This window comes from Candidatus Poriferisodalis sp. (assembly GCF_965208485.1).
Classification (GTDB): Bacteria; Actinomycetota; Acidimicrobiia; order Acidimicrobiales; family Poriferisodalaceae; genus Poriferisodalis.
In genome coordinates this window covers 3,404,924-3,423,037 of record NZ_OZ242344.1, presented here as the reverse complement: position 1 = coordinate 3,423,037, position 18,114 = coordinate 3,404,924, and the positions used below count along the sequence as shown (strand labels likewise).

At 65.7% G+C, this 18,114-nt stretch carries 15 protein-coding genes; all 15 read right to left on the bottom strand.

Features of this window, described 5'->3' with window-relative positions:
* Positions 1-16: 16 nt before the first annotated feature.
* Entirely contained in the window at positions 17-1,201 is a 1,185-nt protein-coding gene (gene tuf, locus ACOGXQ_RS16025; protein ID WP_419944605.1) for an elongation factor Tu, read from the bottom strand.
* A gap of 200 nt (positions 1,202-1,401) precedes the next feature.
* The gene (fusA, locus tag ACOGXQ_RS16020; protein ID WP_419944604.1) at positions 1,402-3,486 is read right to left on the bottom strand and encodes an elongation factor G; all 2,085 of its coding nucleotides are present in this window, start codon (positions 3,484-3,486) and stop codon (positions 1,402-1,404) included.
* Between the two features lie 37 nt (positions 3,487-3,523).
* The gene (gene rpsG, locus ACOGXQ_RS16015) at positions 3,524-3,994 is read right to left on the bottom strand and encodes a 30S ribosomal protein S7 (RefSeq protein WP_419944603.1); all 471 of its coding nucleotides are present in this window, start codon (positions 3,992-3,994) and stop codon (positions 3,524-3,526) included.
* A gap of 1 nt (position 3,995) precedes the next feature.
* Positions 3,996-4,367 (bottom strand): 30S ribosomal protein S12, encoded by a 372-nt coding sequence (rpsL, locus tag ACOGXQ_RS16010; protein ID WP_419944602.1) that lies wholly within the window; start codon positions 4,365-4,367, stop codon positions 3,996-3,998.
* Between the two features lie 176 nt (positions 4,368-4,543).
* Positions 4,544-8,497: a DNA-directed RNA polymerase subunit beta' gene (locus ACOGXQ_RS16005; RefSeq protein ID WP_419944601.1), complete on the bottom strand. Its 3,954-nt coding sequence runs from the start codon at positions 8,495-8,497 to the stop codon at positions 4,544-4,546.
* Positions 8,498-8,560: 63 nt separating this feature from the next.
* The gene (locus ACOGXQ_RS16000; RefSeq protein ID WP_419944600.1) at positions 8,561-12,202 is read right to left on the bottom strand and encodes a DNA-directed RNA polymerase subunit beta; all 3,642 of its coding nucleotides are present in this window, start codon (positions 12,200-12,202) and stop codon (positions 8,561-8,563) included.
* A 269-nt stretch (positions 12,203-12,471) separates the two neighbouring features.
* Positions 12,472-12,822 (bottom strand): 50S ribosomal protein L7/L12, encoded by a 351-nt coding sequence (gene rplL / locus ACOGXQ_RS15995; RefSeq protein ID WP_419947417.1) that lies wholly within the window; start codon positions 12,820-12,822, stop codon positions 12,472-12,474.
* Positions 12,823-12,860: 38 nt separating this feature from the next.
* On the bottom strand, positions 12,861-13,466 hold the full coding sequence (gene rplJ, locus ACOGXQ_RS15990; protein WP_419944599.1) for a 50S ribosomal protein L10: 606 nt from the start codon (positions 13,464-13,466) through the stop codon (positions 12,861-12,863).
* Between the two features lie 268 nt (positions 13,467-13,734).
* On the bottom strand, positions 13,735-13,914 hold the full coding sequence (locus ACOGXQ_RS15985; RefSeq protein WP_419944598.1) for a hypothetical protein: 180 nt from the start codon (positions 13,912-13,914) through the stop codon (positions 13,735-13,737).
* Between the two features lie 95 nt (positions 13,915-14,009).
* The gene (locus tag ACOGXQ_RS15980) at positions 14,010-14,477 is read right to left on the bottom strand and encodes an RDD family protein (protein WP_419947416.1); all 468 of its coding nucleotides are present in this window, start codon (positions 14,475-14,477) and stop codon (positions 14,010-14,012) included.
* 70 nt (positions 14,478-14,547) lie between these two features.
* Positions 14,548-15,399: a hypothetical protein gene (locus ACOGXQ_RS15975; RefSeq protein WP_419944597.1), complete on the bottom strand. Its 852-nt coding sequence runs from the start codon at positions 15,397-15,399 to the stop codon at positions 14,548-14,550.
* A 307-nt stretch (positions 15,400-15,706) separates the two neighbouring features.
* Complete coding sequence (gene rplA / locus ACOGXQ_RS15970; RefSeq protein WP_419944596.1) at positions 15,707-16,393, bottom strand: 50S ribosomal protein L1; 687 nt, start codon at positions 16,391-16,393, stop codon at positions 15,707-15,709.
* Between the two features lie 28 nt (positions 16,394-16,421).
* Positions 16,422-16,874: a 50S ribosomal protein L11 gene (gene rplK / locus ACOGXQ_RS15965; RefSeq protein ID WP_419944308.1), complete on the bottom strand. Its 453-nt coding sequence runs from the start codon at positions 16,872-16,874 to the stop codon at positions 16,422-16,424.
* A 34-nt stretch (positions 16,875-16,908) separates the two neighbouring features.
* Complete coding sequence (nusG, locus tag ACOGXQ_RS15960) at positions 16,909-17,712, bottom strand: transcription termination/antitermination protein NusG (RefSeq protein WP_419944307.1); 804 nt, start codon at positions 17,710-17,712, stop codon at positions 16,909-16,911.
* Positions 17,713-17,732: 20 nt separating this feature from the next.
* Complete coding sequence (gene secE / locus ACOGXQ_RS15955) at positions 17,733-18,041, bottom strand: preprotein translocase subunit SecE (protein WP_419944306.1); 309 nt, start codon at positions 18,039-18,041, stop codon at positions 17,733-17,735.
* Positions 18,042-18,114 lie beyond the last annotated feature (73 nt).

Genomic DNA, 18,114 nt, shown 5'->3' with positions numbered 1-18,114 from the left:
GCTCCGGGCCTGACCGCTACTGAAGGATCTTCGTCACCCGGCCGGCACCGACGGTGCGGCCGCCCTCGCGGATGGCGAAGCGCAAGCCCTCGTCCATCGCGATCGGGTTGATCAGCTCGACCGTCATCTCGGTGTTGTCGCCTGGCATGCACATCTCGGTGCCTGCGGGCAGGTCGACCACGCCGGTGATGTCGGTGGTGCGGAAGTAGAACTGTGGCCGGTAGTTCGAGAAGAACGGCTTGTGGCGACCGCCCTCTTCCTTGGTCAGCACGTACACCTGCGCCTCGAACTTGGTATGCGGGGTGATCGCACCCTTGCGGGTGCAGACCTGGCCGCGCTCGACCTCGTCCTTGCCGGTGCCTCGCAGCAGCAGACCCACGTTGTCGCCCGCCTGGCCCTGATCGAGGATCTTGCGGAACATCTCCACTCCGGTCACGGTCGTGGTCTGCGGGTTGCGGATGCCGACGATCTCGATCTCCTCGCCGGTGTTGATGACGCCCTGCTCGATCTTGCCGGTCACCACAGTGCCCCGGCCGGTGATCGAGAACACATCCTCGATCGGCATGAGGAACGGTCGGTCGGTATCGCGCTCAGGCTCGGGCACGTAGGTGTCGACGGCGTTCATCAGCTCAATGATTTGCTCCGCCGCGGCGGCGTCGCCCTCCAGCGCATTCAGCGCGGAGACCCGCACCACCGGGACATCGTCACCGGGGAACTCGTTCTCGCTGAGCAACTCGCGCACCTCGAGCTCGACGAGCTCGAGCAGCTCCTCGTCGTCGACCATGTCGACCTTGTTCAGCGCGACGACGATGTAGGGAACGCCGACCTGACGAGCCAGCAGCACATGCTCACGGGTCTGCGGCATCGGGCCGTCGGCTGCGGACACGACCAAGATGGCACCGTCCACCTGGGCGGCACCGGTGATCATGTTCTTGATGTAGTCGGCGTGGCCCGGCATATCGACGTGCGCGTAGTGCCGATTGGCCGTCTCGTACTCGACGTGGGCAATCGAAATGGTGATGCCACGCTCGCGCTCTTCAGGCGCCTTGTCGATCTCGTCGAAAGCCGTTGCCTGGCCGCCGACCTGTTCCGCCAAGACGTGTGTGATGGCGGCCGTCAGCGTCGTCTTGCCGTGGTCGATGTGTCCCATCGTGCCCACGTTGACATGAGGCTTCGTCCGCTCAAAACGTTCTTTTGCCATGTCGTGCCCGCCTTTCGGGGTTCTGCTCGCCTATCGGGGGTGAGTGAGGTGCAGGGTTGTCTTTGCTTCTTCGTTTCTTCACCGTTCTGAACGGTGTGAGGCTAGGGATGCCGTGGCCCAGTTCCAATAGGCACAGCCAATTGGCCCAGCCGACAGACTCGGACTCTGGAACGACTGCGACCCAGCGACGCCCGAAGAACTCATTCGCCGCGGATGCGCTTGATGATCTCGGTGGCGATGCTGGGCGGAACCTGCTCGTAGTTGTCGAACTGCATGCTGTAGGTGGCTCGGCCCTGGGTGCGGGACCGCAGGTCGTTGGCGTAGCCGAACATCTCCGACAGCGGCACCTTGGCATCGATCACCTGGTTGACGCCGCGCAGCTCCATCTGCCCGACGCGGCCGCGCCGGGAGTTCAGGTCGCCGATGACATCGCCCATGTAGTCCTCGGGCGTCACCACCTCGACGGACATGACCGGTTCCAGCAGGACCGGCCGCGCCAGCCGGGCTGCGTCGCGCATGGCCATCGTGCCGGCGATCTTGAAGGCCATCTCCGACGAGTCGACGTCGTGATGGTTGCCGTCGATGAGATCGACGGACACATCCACAAGCGGGAAGCCCGCCAGCGGGCCGTTCTCGAGCGACGACTGCAAGCCCGCATCGACCGATGAGATGTACTCACGCGGGATCACGCCGCCACGGATGTGGTCTTCGAAGACGTACCCCTCGCCCGGCTCTGACGGCTTCAGGTTGATGACCACCACGGCGTACTGGCCCGAACCGCCCGTCTGCTTGATGTGGCGGTACTCGAACTTGTCGACCGCAGCGGTGATCGTCTCGCGGTAAGCCACCTGCGGCTTGCCGATGGAGGCGTCGACCCTGAACTCGCGCAGCATCCGGTCGACCAGCACCTCGAGGTGCAGCTCGCCCATGCCCGAGATCACCGTCTGGCCGGTCTCGTGATCGGTCTTGACCTGGAAGGTGGGGTCTTCCTCGCTGAGCGCCGTCAGCGCTCGGCCCAGCTTGTCCTGGTCGCCCTTGGACTTCGGCTCGACGGCTACGTGCACGACCGGGTCGGGGAAGTCGAGCTGTTCGAGCACGATCGGCTTGGACGAATCGCACAGCGTGTCGCCGGTGCGGGTGTTCTTCAGCCCGATGCCGGCGACGATGTCGCCGGTTGCGATGTTCTCGCGGTCTTCGCGGTTGTTGGCGTGCATCTGCAGGATGCGCCCGATGCGCTCGCGGTTGCCCGTGGTGGTGTTGAGCACCTGACCGCCCCGCTCGAAGCTCCCGCTGTACACGCGAAAATACGTGAGCTTGCCCACATGGGGATCGGTCATGATCTTGAACGCCAGCGCCGAGAACGGCTCGTCGTCGTTCGGCTTGCGTTCGAGCTCGTCGCTGCCGTTCAGCGAGCTGCCTCCGATGGCGGGGATGTCCACTGGCGAGGGCAGGTACATCGTCACCGCATCGAGCAGCGGCTGCACGCCCTTGTTCTTGAAGGCGCTGCCGGTGAGCACCGGGACGATCTGCCCGTCGATCGTGCCCTGCCGTATCGCTCGGCGCACGGTGGCAACGTCGACGTCGGTGCCCTCGAGGTACGCCAGCATGATGTCCTCATCGACATCGGCGAGACGCTCGAGCAGCAGGCTGCGGTACTCAGCGGCCTGCTCGGCCAGGTCGGCAGGGATCTCGATCGTGTCGTAGGTGGCCCCGAGGTCGTCGCCCTTCCACACCACCGCGTTCATCTCGACCAAGTCGACCACGCCTTCGAAGCCGGCCTCGATGCCGATGGGCAGCTGCAGCACCGCCGTGTTGGGAGTCAGCCGGTCTTCGATGCTGTCCAGCGAGCCGAAGAACGACGCGCCGGTGCGGTCGAGCTTGTTGATGAAGCACATACGGGGCACGCCATAGCGGTCGGCCTGCCGCCACACCGTCTCGGTCTGCGGCTCGACGCCGGCGACGCCGTCGAACACGGCGACCGCTCCGTCGAGCACCCGCAGCGAGCGCTCCACCTCGACGGTGAAGTCCACGTGGCCCGGGGTGTCGATGATGTTGATGACGTGGTCGTTCCAGTGGCAGGTGGTGGCGGCGGAGGTGATGGTGATGCCGCGCTCCTGTTCCTGCTCCATCCAGTCCATCGTGGCGGCGCCGTCGTGGACCTCGCCGATCTTGTAGTTGACGCCGGTGTAGTACAGGACCCGCTCGGTCACCGTGGTCTTGCCCGCGTCAATGTGGGCCATGATCCCGATGTTGCGGACGCGGTCGAGAGATTGCGTTCGAGCCATTTCAGCGTTGCCTCATTGATCAGATATCCCGATCAGATCACCAGCGGTAGTGCGCGAAGGCCTTGTTGGCCTCTGCCATGCGGTGCGTGTCCTCGCGCCGCTTGGCCGCCGAGCCGGTGCCGTTGGAGGCATCCATCAGCTCGTTCGCGAGACGTTCTGCCATCGTGCGCTCGCGGCGCTCGCGGGCGAAGCCCACGATCCAGCGAATTGCCAGCGCGGTGGCACGGCGGGGCCGCACCTCGACCGGGACCTGGTACGTAGCGCCTCCCACCCGGCGACTCTTCACCTCGACCTGCGGCCGGGTGTTGTCCACCGCACGCTTGAGAATCTCGAGCGGCTCGCCGCCGGTGCGCTCGCCGACGAGGTCCATCGCCCCGTACACGATGCGCTCGGCCAGCGACCGCTTGCCGCGCCGCAGCACCTTGTTGATGAACTGGGTGACCAGCGTGGACTCGTAGACGGGATCAGGGTTGATATCGCGTCGGGGAACTGCGCCTCGGCGTGGCATGTCAGGCCTCCCGCTTGGCGCCGTAGCGCGAGCGCGCTTGGCGGCGGGAGTTGACGCCCGAAGCGTCGAGCGCGCCCCGGATGATCTTGTAGCGGACGCCGGGGAGATCCTTCACCCGGCCGCCGCGCACCAGCACGATGCTGTGCTCCTGGAGGTTGTGTCCCTCGCCGGGGATGTACGCCGTCACCTCGACACCGCTGGTCAGACGCACGCGGGCGACTTTCCGCAATGCGGAATTCGGCTTCTTCGGGGTGTGCGTGTACACGCGTGTGCACACCCCACGCCGTTGCGGCGATCCCTTCAACGCAGGTGTGCGCACCTTCGTCGACTTCGACTTGCGGCCCTTGCGGACCAGCTGCTGGATCGTCGGCACTGAGACCTCGGTGGTTAGGGACCTCTGTAGGCCCGGGTGTCTGTCAGCGGGACAGGCTTACGGACAGGAGTCGGCAAATCCGCGCATCGCCCCACCGGCAACGCGCCGAAACCGGCGCTCAAGGCTAGACAGCGCGCCCCAGTGCCACAACCGGCGGAAGCGTGTGCGGGGAGTGCTCAGCCGGCGTCGACGATCGACGCCACGTTGTCCTCGAATCCCGTCCCGTCGAGGCCAGTTCCGTCCAAGTCAGACTCTTCGCCGATCGAGGCCAGCCAAGCCGCCGGGTCTTGAGCCTCCTCAGAGGACCAGAACTCCATCGGCTCATAGGAGGGCGCGATCGTGTCGATGTTGCGATAGCAGTCCTGACCCGTTCCCGCAGGAATGAGCTTGCCGATGATGATGTTCTCCTTGAGGCCCTTCAGCTCGTCGCGGCGCGACTCGATGGCGGCCTCGGTCAGCACCCGGGTGGTCTCCTGGAACGACGCAGCCGACAGCCACGACTCGGTGGCCAGCGAGGCCTTGGTGATGCCCATGATGATCGGGCGGCCTTCGGCGGGCCGACGCTCCTGCTGCACCAGTTCGCGGTTGGCTTCGCGGTAGATGCGCTGGTCGACCTGCTCGCCGGGCAGGAACCCCGAGTCGCCCTGCTCGCCCACCAGCACCCGGCGGGTCATCTGGCGGACGATCAGCTCGATGTGCTTGTCGTGGATCGACACGCCCTGCTCGCGGTACACCTTCTGGACCTCGGAGACGAGGTACTGCTGGGTCTCGCGTACGCCGCGGATCTCGATGAGCTCCTTGGGGTCGCGCGGGCCGTCCACAAGCGGATCGCCCGCTCGGATGTCCTGACCGTCGACCGCCGCGAGCCGTGACATCGACGGGACGGTGTAGGTGTCCTCGGCGCCGTCGTCGCCGATGACATCGATCTGCCGTCCCCGGCCGTCGTCCTCGCCGATTCGCACCACGCCCGAGCGGCGCGCCAGCACAGCCTTGCCCCGGGGGGTGCGGGCTTCGAATAGCTCCACCACGCGCGGCAGACCGCCGGCGATGTTCTCGCCGCCGATGACACCGCCGGTGTGGAACGTCCGCATGGTCAGCTGAGTGCCCGGCTCGCCGATGGACTGTGCAGCGATCACGCCGACCGCTTCGCCGACCTCGATGAGCTTGCCCGTCGCCAGCGAGCCTCCGTAGGCCATGGCCGACACGCCGAACTCGGAATCGTCAGTGAGCGGGGACAGCACGCGCACTTGGGTGACCTCGGGATCGTCACGCAGGGCGATCAGCTCGTCCTCGCCGACGAGCCGCCCTGCTTCGAGCACGGTGCCATCGCTGAGCGTCACCTCCGACGCCAGGCAGCGGCTGAACAGCCGGGTGTCGAGATGGGTGCGCTTGTCCGGGCGGTCCGCGAAGACGTCTTCGATCCACAGACCATTCACGGGACCAGACCGCTCGAAGGGGTTCTCGCTGTTGATGATGAGCTCTTGGGCCACATCGACCAGCCGACGGGTGAGATAGCCCGAGTCGGCCGTCCGCAGCGCCGTGTCTACGAGGCCCTTGCGGGCGCCGGGCGTGGAGATGAAGTACTCCAGCGTGGCAAGGCCCTCGCGGTATGACGACTTGATCGGGCGCGGGATGATGTCGCCACGAGGGTTGGCGACCAAGCCGCGGATCGCCGCGATCTGGCGGACCTGCATCATGTTCCCGCGGGCGCCGGACCCGACCATCATGTCGATCGGGTTGAACGTCGTGCGGGCCAGCTCGGCCTCAAGCGAGCGGCGCACTTCGTCGGTGGCGTCGGTCCAGATCTCCACTTCCTTCTGGCGCCGCTCGCCGTCGGTGATGATGCCGCGCCGGAACTGCGTCTCGACCCGCTGCGCCTCGCTCTCGTGGCGTTCGAGGATCTCGGCCTTGTCGGGCGGCGTGCGCACGTCATCGACCGAGATCGTCAGGCCCGAGCGGCTGGCGTACTCGTAGCAGAGGTCCTTGATGTTGTCGAGGCTGACGGCAATGTCGCTGGTGGAGTAGTTGTCCGAAAGCGCTCGCACGATGCGGCCCATGTCGCCCTTGCGCACCGTGCGGTTCACGTACTCGAAGTCGGCCGGCAGTGCAGCGTTGAACAGCGCCCGACCCGGTGTGGTGGGCGTGAAGCCTCCATTGCCGTCGCTGAGCTCGGGAACGCGCCACTCGATCAGCTCGTGAAGTCCGACCTTGGATCCTTCGAGCGCCCGCTCGATCTGGTGCAGGTGACGAAAGACCGACCTCGAGACGTCGACGTCGGACCCCTCGCCATCGTCGGCCCGGCGCTCGGTCAGGTAGTAGCTGCCGATCAGCAGGTCCTGGCTGGGCACCGTCGTCGGGCGGCCGTCCGCCGGGCTGAGGATGTTGTTGGCCGACAGCATCAGCACCCGGGCTTCCGCCTGGGCTTCAGCCGACAGCGGCAGGTGCACGGCCATCTGGTCGCCGTCGAAGTCGGCATTGAAGGCGGCGCATACCAGAGGGTGGATCTGGACAGCCTTGCCCTCCACCAGCAGCGGCTCGAAGGCCTGGATTCCCAACCGGTGCAGCGTGGGGGCCCGATTCAGCAGCACCGGGTGCTCCTTGATGACGTCTTCGAGCACATCCCAGACGTCGGCCCGCCGACGCTCCACCATCCGCTTCGCGGACTTGATGTTCTGCGCGATCTCGGAATCCACCAGACGCTTCATGACGAACGGCTTGAAGAGCTCCAGCGCCATCAGCTTGGGCAGCCCGCACTGGTGCAGGCGCAGCGTGGGCCCGGCGACGATGACCGAACGGCCCGAGTAGTCGACCCGCTTGCCGAGCAGGTTCTGACGGAAGCGGCCCTGCTTGCCCTTCAGCATGTCCGACAGAGACTTCAGCGCCCGGTTGCCGGGGCCTGTCACAGGTCGACCGCGACGGCCGTTGTCGAACAGCGCATCGACCGCTTCCTGCAGCATGCGCTTCTCGTTGTTGACGATGATCTCGGGTGCTCGCAGGTCCAGCAGCCGCTTCAGCCGGTTGTTGCGGTTGATGACACGCCGGTACAGGTCATTGAGGTCGGAAGTGGCGAACCGGCCGCCGTCGAGCTGCACCATCGGACGCAGGTCCGGCGGGATGCACGGCACCGCATCGAGAATCATCGCCCGCGGGTCATTGATGCGCCGGCCGTGATCGTCACGCCGGTTGAAGGCGCTCAGGATCTTGAGCCGCTTGATCGCCTTCTGCTTGCGCTGCGCCGACAGCGGGCGGCGGCCGTCCGACGCCTCGATGGCAGCGCGCAGCTCGGCTTCCTCGACGTCGAAGTCCATGTTCGCCATGAGCTGCGCGATGGCCTCGGCGCCCATGCCGCCCTCGAAGTACACGCCGTAGCGGTCCTCCAGCTCGCGCCACAGATCCTCGTCGTCGACGATCATCCGCTCGTGCAGCTCGGAGAGCGCGCTGAAGGTCCGCTCGACGAGGTCCTTCTCCTCGGCGGCCTCCTCGTCGAATGCCTCGAGGTCACGGTCGGCTTCGCGCTGGCTGGACTTCATCTCGCGGTCACGGGCGCCCTCGGTCTCCAGCGCCGCGAGCTCGTCTTCCAGTTCCTTGAGCCGCTCAGCACGCCGTTCGGCCAGTTCCTCGTCGATGACGGCGAGCTCTTCGGCCTTCTCGGCCTCGAGTCGCGGCAGATCCGCGTGCAGCTTCTCGCTGTCGACCTTGGTGACGAGGTTGGCGGCGAAATAGATGACTCGCTCAAGCGCTTTGGCTTTGAGCTCCTGGCGGGGGTCGAGACCCGTCAGGAAGTACGCGAGCCACGAGCGTGTGCCCCGCAAGTACCAGATGTGCACGACCGGTGCGGCCAGCTCGATGTGGCCCATTCGCTCGCGTCGCACCTTGGAGCGGGTGACTTCGACGCCACAGCGCTCGCAGATGATGCCCTTGAACCGGACGCGCTTGTACTTGCCGCAGCCGCACTCCCAGTCCTTGGTGGGACCGAAGATCTTCTCGCAGAACAAGCCGTCCTTCTCGGGCTTGAGCGTGCGGTAGTTGATGGTCTCGGGCTTGCGTACCTCGCCGTTGGACCATGTGCGGATGGCATCGGCAGTCGCAAGGCCGATCCGGATGTCGGAGAATTCGTTGACGTCGATCATGTGAGTGTTTCTGGCCCCGTGTGTCTGGCTCGTCGAGTCCCGGTCGGTGAATGTCAGTGCCGCTCAGATGCGCTGGCGGCGCAGTTCGTCTTCTTCGTCGCTGCCGCGCTCAGGCCGGCTGATGTCGATGCCCAGCGACTCCTCGGCGCGGAAGACGTCCTCGTCGAGGCCCTGGATGTCGATCTGCTGCCCAGCCGTCGACATGACCTCGACGTTGAGGCAGAGCGCCTGCATCTCCTTGATGAGCACCTTGAAGCTCTCGGGGATGCCGGGCTCGGGGATGTTCTCGCCCTTGACGATCGCCTCGTACACCCGCACCCGGCCCAGCACGTCGTCTGACTTGATGGTCAGCAATTCCTGCAGGCAGTACGCGGCGCCGTAGGCCTCGAGCGCCCACACTTCCATCTCGCCGAACCGCTGGCCGCCGAACTGCGCCTTGCCGCCCAGCGGCTGCTGGGTGATCATCGAGTACGGGCCGGTGGAGCGGGCGTGGATCTTGTCGTCGACCAAGTGCGCCAGCTTCAGGATGTAGCTGTAGCCCACCATGATCGGCTCGTCGTAGGACTCGCCCGTGCGCCCGTTGTAGAGCGTGGTCTTGCCCGTGTCGGTCATGAGCCGGTCGCCGGTCCCGCCTTCGGTGATCCACTCTGGACGCAGATTCGCCAGCGTCTGCTGGATGGTGGGATGCCGGCCCGCGGCCTCTGTCTCGTCCCAGCGGGCACCGTCGAACACCGGCGTGGCGATGAAGACCGACGGCTGAGTGGTGGGACGGGTCTTGCGGGCGGTGTTGCTGACCGGCTCGGCGCCGATCATGTGCTCGGTGCCGTTGGCGTCCGTCGCCCTCCAGCCCCAGCGGGCCGCATAGCCAAGGTGAGCCTCGAGCACCTGGCCGACGTTCATGCGGCTGGGGACGCCCAGCGGACTCAGGATGATGTCGACCGGTGTGCCGTCGGCCAGGTAGGGCATGTCCTCGACCGGGAGGATCTTCGAGATCACGCCCTTGTTGCCGTGACGGCCGGCGAGCTTGTCGCCCACGCTGATCTTGCGCTTCTGGGCCACGTAGACACGCACCAGCTGGTTCACGCCCGGCGGCAGCTCGTCGTCGTGGTCTCGGCTGAACACCCGGATGTCGGTGACGACACCGTTCTCGCCGTGAGGCACCTTCAGCGAGGTGTCGCGCACCTCGCGTGCCTTCTCGCCGAAGATCGCCCGCAGCAGCCGCTCCTCGGGCGTGAGCTCTGTCTCGCCCTTGGGAGTGACCTTGCCGACCAGCACCGCACCCGGCTCGACCTCGGCACCGATGCGGACGATCCCCTGCTCGTCCAGATCCGTCAGGATGTCGTCGGCCAGATTGGGGATGTCCTGTGTGATCTCCTCGGGTCCCAGCTTGGTGTCGCGGGCGTCGATCTCATACTCGTGAATGTGGATCGACGTCAGCACATCGTCCTTCACGAGGCGCTCGGACAGGATGATGGCGTCCTCGAAGTTGTAGCCCTCCCAAGCCATGTAGGCCACGAGGAGGTTCTTGCCCAGCGCCAGCTCGCCGTGGTCGGTGGACGGCCCGTCGGCGATCACCTGCCCGGCCGATACCTTGTCGCCAAGGCGGACCAGTGCCTTCTGGTTGATGCAGGTGTCCTGGTTGGAGCGCCGGAACTTGAGCAGTGGGTACGCATGCTCGTAGCCGTCGCCGGACTCCAGCACGACTTGGTCGCCGGTGACCTCGGTGGCCACGCCGTCGGTCTCGGACAGCACCATATCGGCGGCGTCGGCCATGGCCAGACCCTCGATGCCGGTGCCGATATAGGGGGCCTCGGCCCGCAGCAGGGGCACTGCCTGGCGCTGCATGTTGGCGCCCATGAGCGCCCGGTTGGCATCGTCGTGCTCGAGGAACGGGATGAGCGCGGTGGCCACCGACACGATCTGCTTCGGCGAAACGTCCATGAGCTGGACCTCCGAAGCCGGCACGTAGCTGATCTCGGTGGTGGCGGCGAAGTAGGTGTCACGCTCCATCTGCAGTCGCAGGTCCTCGAGGCTGGCGCCTTGGGGACTCTTGCGGACCAGCACGCGGGGGTTGCGGAACGAACCGTCGGGATTCAGCGGCGCATTGGCCTGTGCTACGACGAACTCCTCTTCCTCGTCCGCGGTCAGGTAGCGCACCTCGCTGGTGGCCTTGCCGTCTTCGATGACCCGGTAGGGCGACTCGATGAAGCCGAACTCGTTGACGCGGGCGAAGGTGGCCAGCGCCCCGATGAGCCCGATGTTCGGGCCTTCGGGCGTCTCGATGGGACACATGCGGCCGTAGTGGCTGAAGTGCACGTCACGCACCTCGAAGCCGGCTCGCTCGCGTGACAGGCCTCCGGGGCCGAGCGCGGACAGGCGGCGACGGTGGGTGAGCCCCGACAGCGGGTTCACCTGGTCCATGAATTGACTGAGCTGGCTGGTGCCGAAGAACTCCTTCGTGGCCGCCACCACCGGGCGGATGTTGATGAGTGTCTGGGGCGTGATCGCCTCGACGTCCTGGGTGGTCATGCGCTCGCGCACGACCCGCTCCATGCGGCTCAGCCCGATGCGCACCTGGTTCTGGATCAGCTCGCCCACGGAGCGGATGCGGCGGTTGGCGAAGTGGTCTTGGTCGTCGAGCCGGTAGCCGGGCTCAGCGTTGGCGAGATGGAGCAGGTAGCTGGCCGTGGCAAGCACCTCGCTGCGCGTGAGCACCGTGGAATCAGGATCGGGACGGACCAGTTCGGGACGCTCGAGTGCGTCGGGGTGGTCGACGTCGACGAAGTCCAAGCCGAACAGCTCCGAAACGCGATCCAGTTCGGGTCCCAGCTTGCGGTTCAGCTTGTAGCGGCCGACCTTGGACAGCGAGTAGCGGCGCTCGTCGAAGAACGCGTTCTGGAAGTAGTTGTTGGCCGCGTCTGCGGTGGCCATCTCGCCGGGACGGACACGCTTGTACAACTCGATGACCGACTCTTCCTGAGAAGGTGCGACCAAGCGGTCCTTCTCCCACTGCGGCTCGAGGAAGTCGAAGTGCTCGACGAACCGCTCGAGCAGTCCCGGGTAGCGGTCTTCGCCGTACCCCAAGGCCCGCAGCAGCGAGAAGATGCTGAGCCGGCGCTTGCGGGCGACACGGCTGCCGGCGGTCGGATCCTTGCCCGGCTTGTGCTCGACGTCGAACTCGATCCACTCCCCGCGGTAGGGATGGATGGTGGCGGTCACGAGCTGGTGCTTGGACATATTCCGCAGCCGGTAGCGCTCACCGGGCTGGAAGATGACGCCGGGCGAGCGGACCAGCTGGCTGACCACCACGCGCTCGGTGCCGTTGATGATGAACGTGCCCTTGCGGGTCATCATCGGGAAGTCGCCCATGAACACGGTCTGCGCCTTGACCTCGCCGGTGTGTGCGTTCTTGAACTCGGCGCGCACGAAGACCGGCGCCGAGTAGGTCATGTCGCGTTCCTTGCACTCCTCCACCGAGAACTTGGGGGGAGGGCGAAGATCCTCATCATGCGGATCGAACGAGAAGACGAGCTGCAGGTGCCCGCCGAAGTCGCTGATGGGACTGATGTCGGCAAACGTCTCTGCCAGTCCGACGTCGAGAAAACGCTGGAAGGAATCCTTCTGGATCGATACGAGGTCCGGGAGTTCCAGGACTTCGTCGAGATTGCCGAACGAATAGCGTTCGCGGCCGACACGAGACGACAACGGACTCTCCTAGTGGTTCAGTTGTGCGGGATAGGTCGCAGGCGACTGCCGATGGCACAGAGCGGCGGGTTGGAGGCGCGCGCGGTCGCGGGCGTCCGCAGCAATCAGCGACCGCAACGTTCGGTCTCGATGCTGGGGACTGGTGGGGTGCGCAAAAGGGGAGGCCACCTGTGCCACGGCTAGGTCAAGGCTATCCGGGCCTCGCACGCGCCACAACTGCGACACCGTGGCGGTGACACCCCGGCCGCACCGGGAGCGACAGCGACCCCTCAGGACAGCTCGACAGTGGCGCCGACTGCTTCAAGGGCCTCCTTGGCCTTGTCGGCGTCGGCCTTGGGCACATCCTCGAGCACGGCCTTCGGTGCCGCCTCGACGAGGTCCTTGGCCTCCTTGAGGCCGAGGCTCGTGAGCGAGCGGACCTCCTTGATGACCTGGACCTTCTTGTCGCCGATCGCTGTGAGCGTGACGGTCACTTCGTCGGCGGCTTCGTCGGCGGCTTCGCCGTCTCCGTCAGCAGCGCCGACGGCGGCCGCCACCATCACCGGTGCGGCTGCCGCGGCAGTGACGTCGAACCGCTCCTCGAACGCCTTCTTCAGTTCGACCAGCTCGAGCACCGTCATGTTGCCGATGGCGTCGAGGATCTCTTCGGTGGATGTACTCACTGGTTGTTCTCCGTGTCTGTTGAGTCTGTTGTCGAATCTGAGTCTGTTGTCGAATCTGCTGTGCTTCGATCGATCAGGGCTTGAACGAGGCCGGACATCTCGCCGATCAGGTTGTTCATCATCGAGGCGAGTGAGCTCAGCGGCGCTGCGAGCGCGCCCAGCATCTGGGCCCTCAGTTCGTCGCGCGATGGGAGATCGGCGAGCTCGCGCACCTGGGCATCGCTGAGCAAGGAACCCGCCAGGATCCCGCCCTTGATGGCCAGCGCTTCGTGCTCGGCCGCGAATTCGCGCAGGGCCTTGGCCGCCGCTGAAGGATCCTTGCCGCAGAAGGCCAGCGCGGTCGGACCCAGCAGCAGATCCATGACTCCGCCCGGCGCTTCGTCGGACAGCGCGCGGCGAACCAGGGAGTTCTTGTAGATCTTGTAGCGGCAGTCGGCATCGATGAGCCGGCCCCGCAAATCGGCCATCTGTGCCACATCAAGGCCTCGGTACTCGGTGAACAGCACCGCCTCGGCCTCGGCGAATCGCTCGCGGACCTCATCCACCACGGCGACCTTGTCGGCCCGCGGTGCACGTTGATCAGCCGTAGTTGCTGCCGCCACTGTGAGGTCCTCCTGTGTGATGAGTTGCCGCTGCATGTCTCGTGGTCGGGCGGTCGGGTCGCTCCCGGCCCCAGATCGGGCGCCGGTCCGCAGACCAGACAGAACCGCACCCCGACGCTGACGCGCACAGGAAGCCAGTCCGCCTCATCAGGCCCGGCCCGTGCGGCTCACTCAAGCTGAGCAAGCTCCTGAACTGGGTTCAGACGGGGCCGATTTCAGGCCGAAGCCACCGGAGATCTGCGGCGAGCAGGTTGTCGAGGCCAGAACGCTACCGGCCTTCGCGGACGCATCCAACCGCCGCTCTCAGCCGAATGTGGCGGGATCGATCTGAATGCCGGGACCCCTCATCGGGCTCGGCCAGAAACGCCTCCACCTCCCTGCGGCGCAGCGGCGACGGCTTGCCGCCAGGCCCGGCGTGCCCCGTGACACCCGGTGTGCTGCGAATCATGTGGTGCGCCTCGTCGCTCGGGCGGCAGCCAATCAACAGAAGACCCGCTAGAACACGCTACCGGCAGGCATCTGGGTCGCGTCCCGGCGTACGCCTCACCGCGGGGCAGTTCGCTCGTTGCCGATCACCAAACTGCGCACCACGACGGTGCCCCCAGCCTTGTCATGCGCGCCAGCAGCGTCCTCACCGCGCAATCGGCCGACAAGACACAGCACGCCAGACATGAACGGCAGCCCCACCACGACCCTATAGAGCACTGCATCGAGCAACACCCATGCGAGCAGGTTCTCAGCAAATGAGGTCTCGCGACCGCCGTCGATGAAGGAGAAGAAGTCACCGCTTCGCCCGCCGTAGTCCTCGGTCAACAGCTTGGCGAGCGCTTCCCATGAGATCCACAGCAGCGCCATCCCTGCCGCAACTGGGATCGCCCAGCGCACCAGCGCCTGACCGAACGCCGGCGTCTTGGCGGGATCTGCCCGTTGTTGCACTCTGATCCCAAACAACAGCTTGCCCAGCGTGCAACCCGTCCACGCAATGACCGTCGGCTCATAGGCCACCAGCACGAAACCCAAGATTCACGGAACGATCAATTCCTCCGGCTTCGGTGGAGCCGTGCGGGGGAAAATGAAGCCGCTATACGCCAACTCGACCGCGGCCCACAGGACCATCGCCAGTAGGAGTCTCAGCAACGTATCGACGCATCGTGCGCCGAATGGGGTTGCCCGGTAGACCCGCCTCTGTCAGGCCAGTCTCGGGGTTGCGGATCGTATTTCGGACGAAGTCCCACACGATCTCCGCGTAGCCCACGTGTCCCGCCACAGTCGGGTGAAACGACTTGCCGTTCACGCCGTTGTCTTCTTCGTCATCAGCCACAAAGCCGTTCAGCCACCGGACGCCGCTGCACTGGTCGTGACCGACGAAACCCGACGGATGCCGAGCAGAGGCCACCCCGCCCAACGCATTCACAAAGTGCACCCCAGCCGCCGACGCCGTCCGTTGTAGCGCCGCGTTCAAGTCATCAGCGCCCCGACGCAAGAACCACGCCTCCCCTGGGTCAATCTTCACAACTCCCGGTGCGAGTTGCGCAGCGGCGTCGCTCAGGAGGTCTTCAAACCAGTTGCTCCCCGCGGCGTACGCGACCTCGTCGGCCTCAAGGCTCGCACACTGAATAAACGACTCCAGATATCGCGCTAGACGCACTACGCAGGGACCCGAGAGCCTCGATTGGGGCAGAGTGCCCAATCGTTCGTAGGCAGCATTGAACGCTTCGACTTCATCGCGTGTGAGTCCGTCGCATGGCTCCATCACCGGTGTGAGGTAGGGGTAACCGAGGAGCATGATCGATGCTTGGGGTGCGATCGCGCGGATGCGCGTCCATACCGCAGTAACGCGATCCTCGACCGTGTCGAACACCTCGTCGTAGCTCAGCGGTGTGTCGCATTCTGTGGCGTTGTGCTGGTTGACGGCGACCTTGCAGTCCTCCACGTCGCTCTCGTCGCAAGTGCTGTCACTGTTTCCGAGGAGTGGGGTGACGCATCTCGTAAGGATCCGGAGAAGCTGACGTCGTTGCCGCCGATGGTGACGGTGACCAGGTCTGCGTCATTCATGAGTGACACGCTCTGGCGAGGCTCCTCGGCGGCGTGGGGATTGGGGCCGTTGGTGGCGAGGCTCCGCGGGTCGGCGTTGGTGCCGTGGGGATCCAACGGGTCGTAGACGTTGAGCGTTAAGGCACCCCGCCCACCGAACGAGCAAGCCGCCTGGTTGCAGGCGCAGATGCGTTCAACCGTCGCGCTCAGCCGAAGGTGGCGGGATCGATCTGAACGCCGGGACCCATTGTCGAGGAGACCACCATCTTGCGGACATAGCGCCCCTTGGCGCTGGAGGGTCGCGCGCGGGTGATCTCGTCCATGACCGCGTCGAGGTTCGCCTTGAGGTCCTCGGCGGAGAAGCTGACCTTGCCGATCGCCAGGTGCACGTTGCCGTAGCGATCGGTGCGATATTCCACCTTGCCGCCCTTGAACTCGCCGACGGCCTTGCCCACATCGGGCGTCACGGTGCCCGACTTGGGATTCGGCATGAGCCCGCGCGGGCCGAGCACCTTGCCCAATCGGCCTACCACGCCCATCATGTCCGGCGTCGCAATGGCGACATCGAACTCGGTGAAGCCGGCTTCGACGCGCTCGGCGAGGTCGGCACCCCCCACCACATCGGCACCCGCCTCGGAGGCTTCCGCCGCCGCGTCGCCTTGCGCGAACACCGCGACGCGCACATCGCCACCCGTGCCGGACGGCAGCGCGACGGTGCCGCGCACCATCTGGTCGGCCTTGCGCGGATCGACGCCCAGCCGGACCGACAGCTCGACCGATTCGTCGAACTTGGCTGCGGCGAAGGTCCTCACCATGTCGATCGCTTGGCTCGGCTCGTGCATCAGCTGCCGGTCGTAGCGGCGAGCGGCGTCGGCGTGTTTCTTTCCAGCCATGTGGGACTCTCCTGGGGTGAGGGCCGGCTCAGCCGGCGATTTCGATGCCCATCGAGCGTGCGGTGCCGATCACTTGCAGCTTGGCGGCCTCGATGTCGCGGGCGTTGAGGTCGGCCATCTTGGTTCGCGCGATCTCAGCGACCTGGGCGTCGGTGACATACGCGACCGTTTCGCGGCCCGGGTTCCCGGCCGCCTTGGAAAGGCCCGCAGCCTGGCGCAGCAGCACCGACGTCGGCGGGGTCTTGGTCACGAACGCGAACGACCGGTCCTCGAAGATCGTGATCTCGGCGGGCACGATCGTGCCTCGCTGGCTCTCGGTCCTGGCGTTGTAGTCCTTGCAGAAATCCATGATCGCCACGCCGTGCGGACCCAACGCGGTGCCCACCGGCGGCGCGGGCGACGCTTGGCCCGCGGGGATCTGGATCCTGACGACCGCAGCGACACGCTTGCGCCTCGGTGCCCGTGCTGCGCTGTCTGCCATGCTGTGCTCCTGAAACTGCGAGTGCGCCCGCTGCTCAGATCTTCGCGACCTGGACGAAATCGAGCTCAACAGGAGTCTCCCGACCGAAGATGTTCACCAGCACCTTGACCTTCAACTGCTCCTCATTGATCTCGATCACCTGACCCTGGAAGTCCGAGAACGGACCCTCCTTGACGCGCACGCTCTCGCCGATCTCGAAAATCATCGACGGCTTGGTGCGACGCGGCATCTCGGGGCCCTCATCGGGCTCCGCCAAGAACGCCTCGACATCCCTGCGACGCAGCGGCGACGGCTTGCCGCCGGGCCCCGCGTACCCCGTCACGCCCGGCGTGCTGCGAATCATGTGATGCGCCTCGTCGCTGGGACGACAGCGAACCAGCAGATAGCCCGGGAACACCTTCCTCTTGGCGACCACCTTGCGGCCGCCCTTGAACTCAATCACATCCTCCATAGGAATCGCGACCTCATGAATCTGATCCTCCATGTCAAACGACCCGACCCGAGCCTCAAGATTCTGCCTGACCTTCTTCTCATAACCCGACTGCGTATGCACAACGAACCAACGGCCGGGCCGGTCATAAGGCGAGACCCGCTTCGGTTCAGGCTCCGGGGGAACGAGCAACTCATCCTCGGTGAGCACCCCACCAAGAACGCCCTCGCCCGCAGCGGACCCGTCGACGCCCTCAACAGCACCGACGTCGTCAGCGGCCCCGGCCCCTGCCAAGACGGTCGCCGTCCGCGCGCCCAGCAAGCGGCGAGCCGCAGCCATCGGATCGGACCCAGCACCAACACCAACAACAGCATCGGCACCGGCATCGGCATCGGTCAGGTCACTCATGTTCATCAGCCCGGTGTCCGTCAATTCACATCAAAGAGGCGCAGCACAGCCTCGCCAAGAACCCAGTCGAACCCCGCAATCATCGCCGTCAGCACCACGATCGTGACAAAGACGACAACCGAGTAGTTGACCAGCTCAGAACGAGTAGGCCAAATGACCTTCCTCAGCTCGGAGCGAACCTCGCCCACAAACTGAGCAGGACCCGCCCGCTCAGACGACGGCGAAACCGACGACGCCTGGCGCCGCTCACGCCGTCCCGAAGGCGCGCCGTCCGCCGTCACCTCACCCTGACGCTGCAAATGACGGCGAGTCCGTCGGTTCATGGCCATCAGGAATGTCTCCGACTCAAACTGCCACAGATGCCAACATAATCAATCCGCCCAGCTGAAGCTCACCAAGCAA

What these genes read in the sequence shown, in the direction of transcription:
- tuf (WP_419944605.1), bottom strand. Translation starts at nt 1,201, where the DNA reads ATGGCAAAAGAACGTTTTGAGCGGACGAAGCCTCATGTCAACGTGGGC.
- fusA (WP_419944604.1), bottom strand. Translation starts at nt 3,486, where the DNA reads ATGGCTCGAACGCAATCTCTCGACCGCGTCCGCAACATCGGGATCATG.
- rpsG (WP_419944603.1), bottom strand. Translation starts at nt 3,994, where the DNA reads ATGCCACGCCGAGGCGCAGTTCCCCGACGCGATATCAACCCTGATCCC.
- ACOGXQ_RS16005 (WP_419944601.1), bottom strand. Translation starts at nt 8,497, where the DNA reads ATGATCGACGTCAACGAATTCTCCGACATCCGGATCGGCCTTGCGACT.
- rplL (WP_419947417.1), bottom strand. Translation starts at nt 12,822, where the DNA reads ATGACGGTGCTCGAGCTGGTCGAACTGAAGAAGGCGTTCGAGGAGCGG.
- ACOGXQ_RS15985 (WP_419944598.1), bottom strand. Translation starts at nt 13,914, where the DNA reads ATGATTCGCAGCACACCGGGTGTCACGGGGCACGCCGGGCCTGGCGGC.
- rplA (WP_419944596.1), bottom strand. Translation starts at nt 16,393, where the DNA reads ATGGCTGGAAAGAAACACGCCGACGCCGCTCGCCGCTACGACCGGCAG.
- rplK (WP_419944308.1), bottom strand. Translation starts at nt 16,874, where the DNA reads ATGGCAGACAGCGCAGCACGGGCACCGAGGCGCAAGCGTGTCGCTGCG.
- nusG (WP_419944307.1), bottom strand. Translation starts at nt 17,712, where the DNA reads ATGAGTGACCTGACCGATGCCGATGCCGGTGCCGATGCTGTTGTTGGT.
- secE (WP_419944306.1), bottom strand. Translation starts at nt 18,041, where the DNA reads ATGGCCATGAACCGACGGACTCGCCGTCATTTGCAGCGTCAGGGTGAG.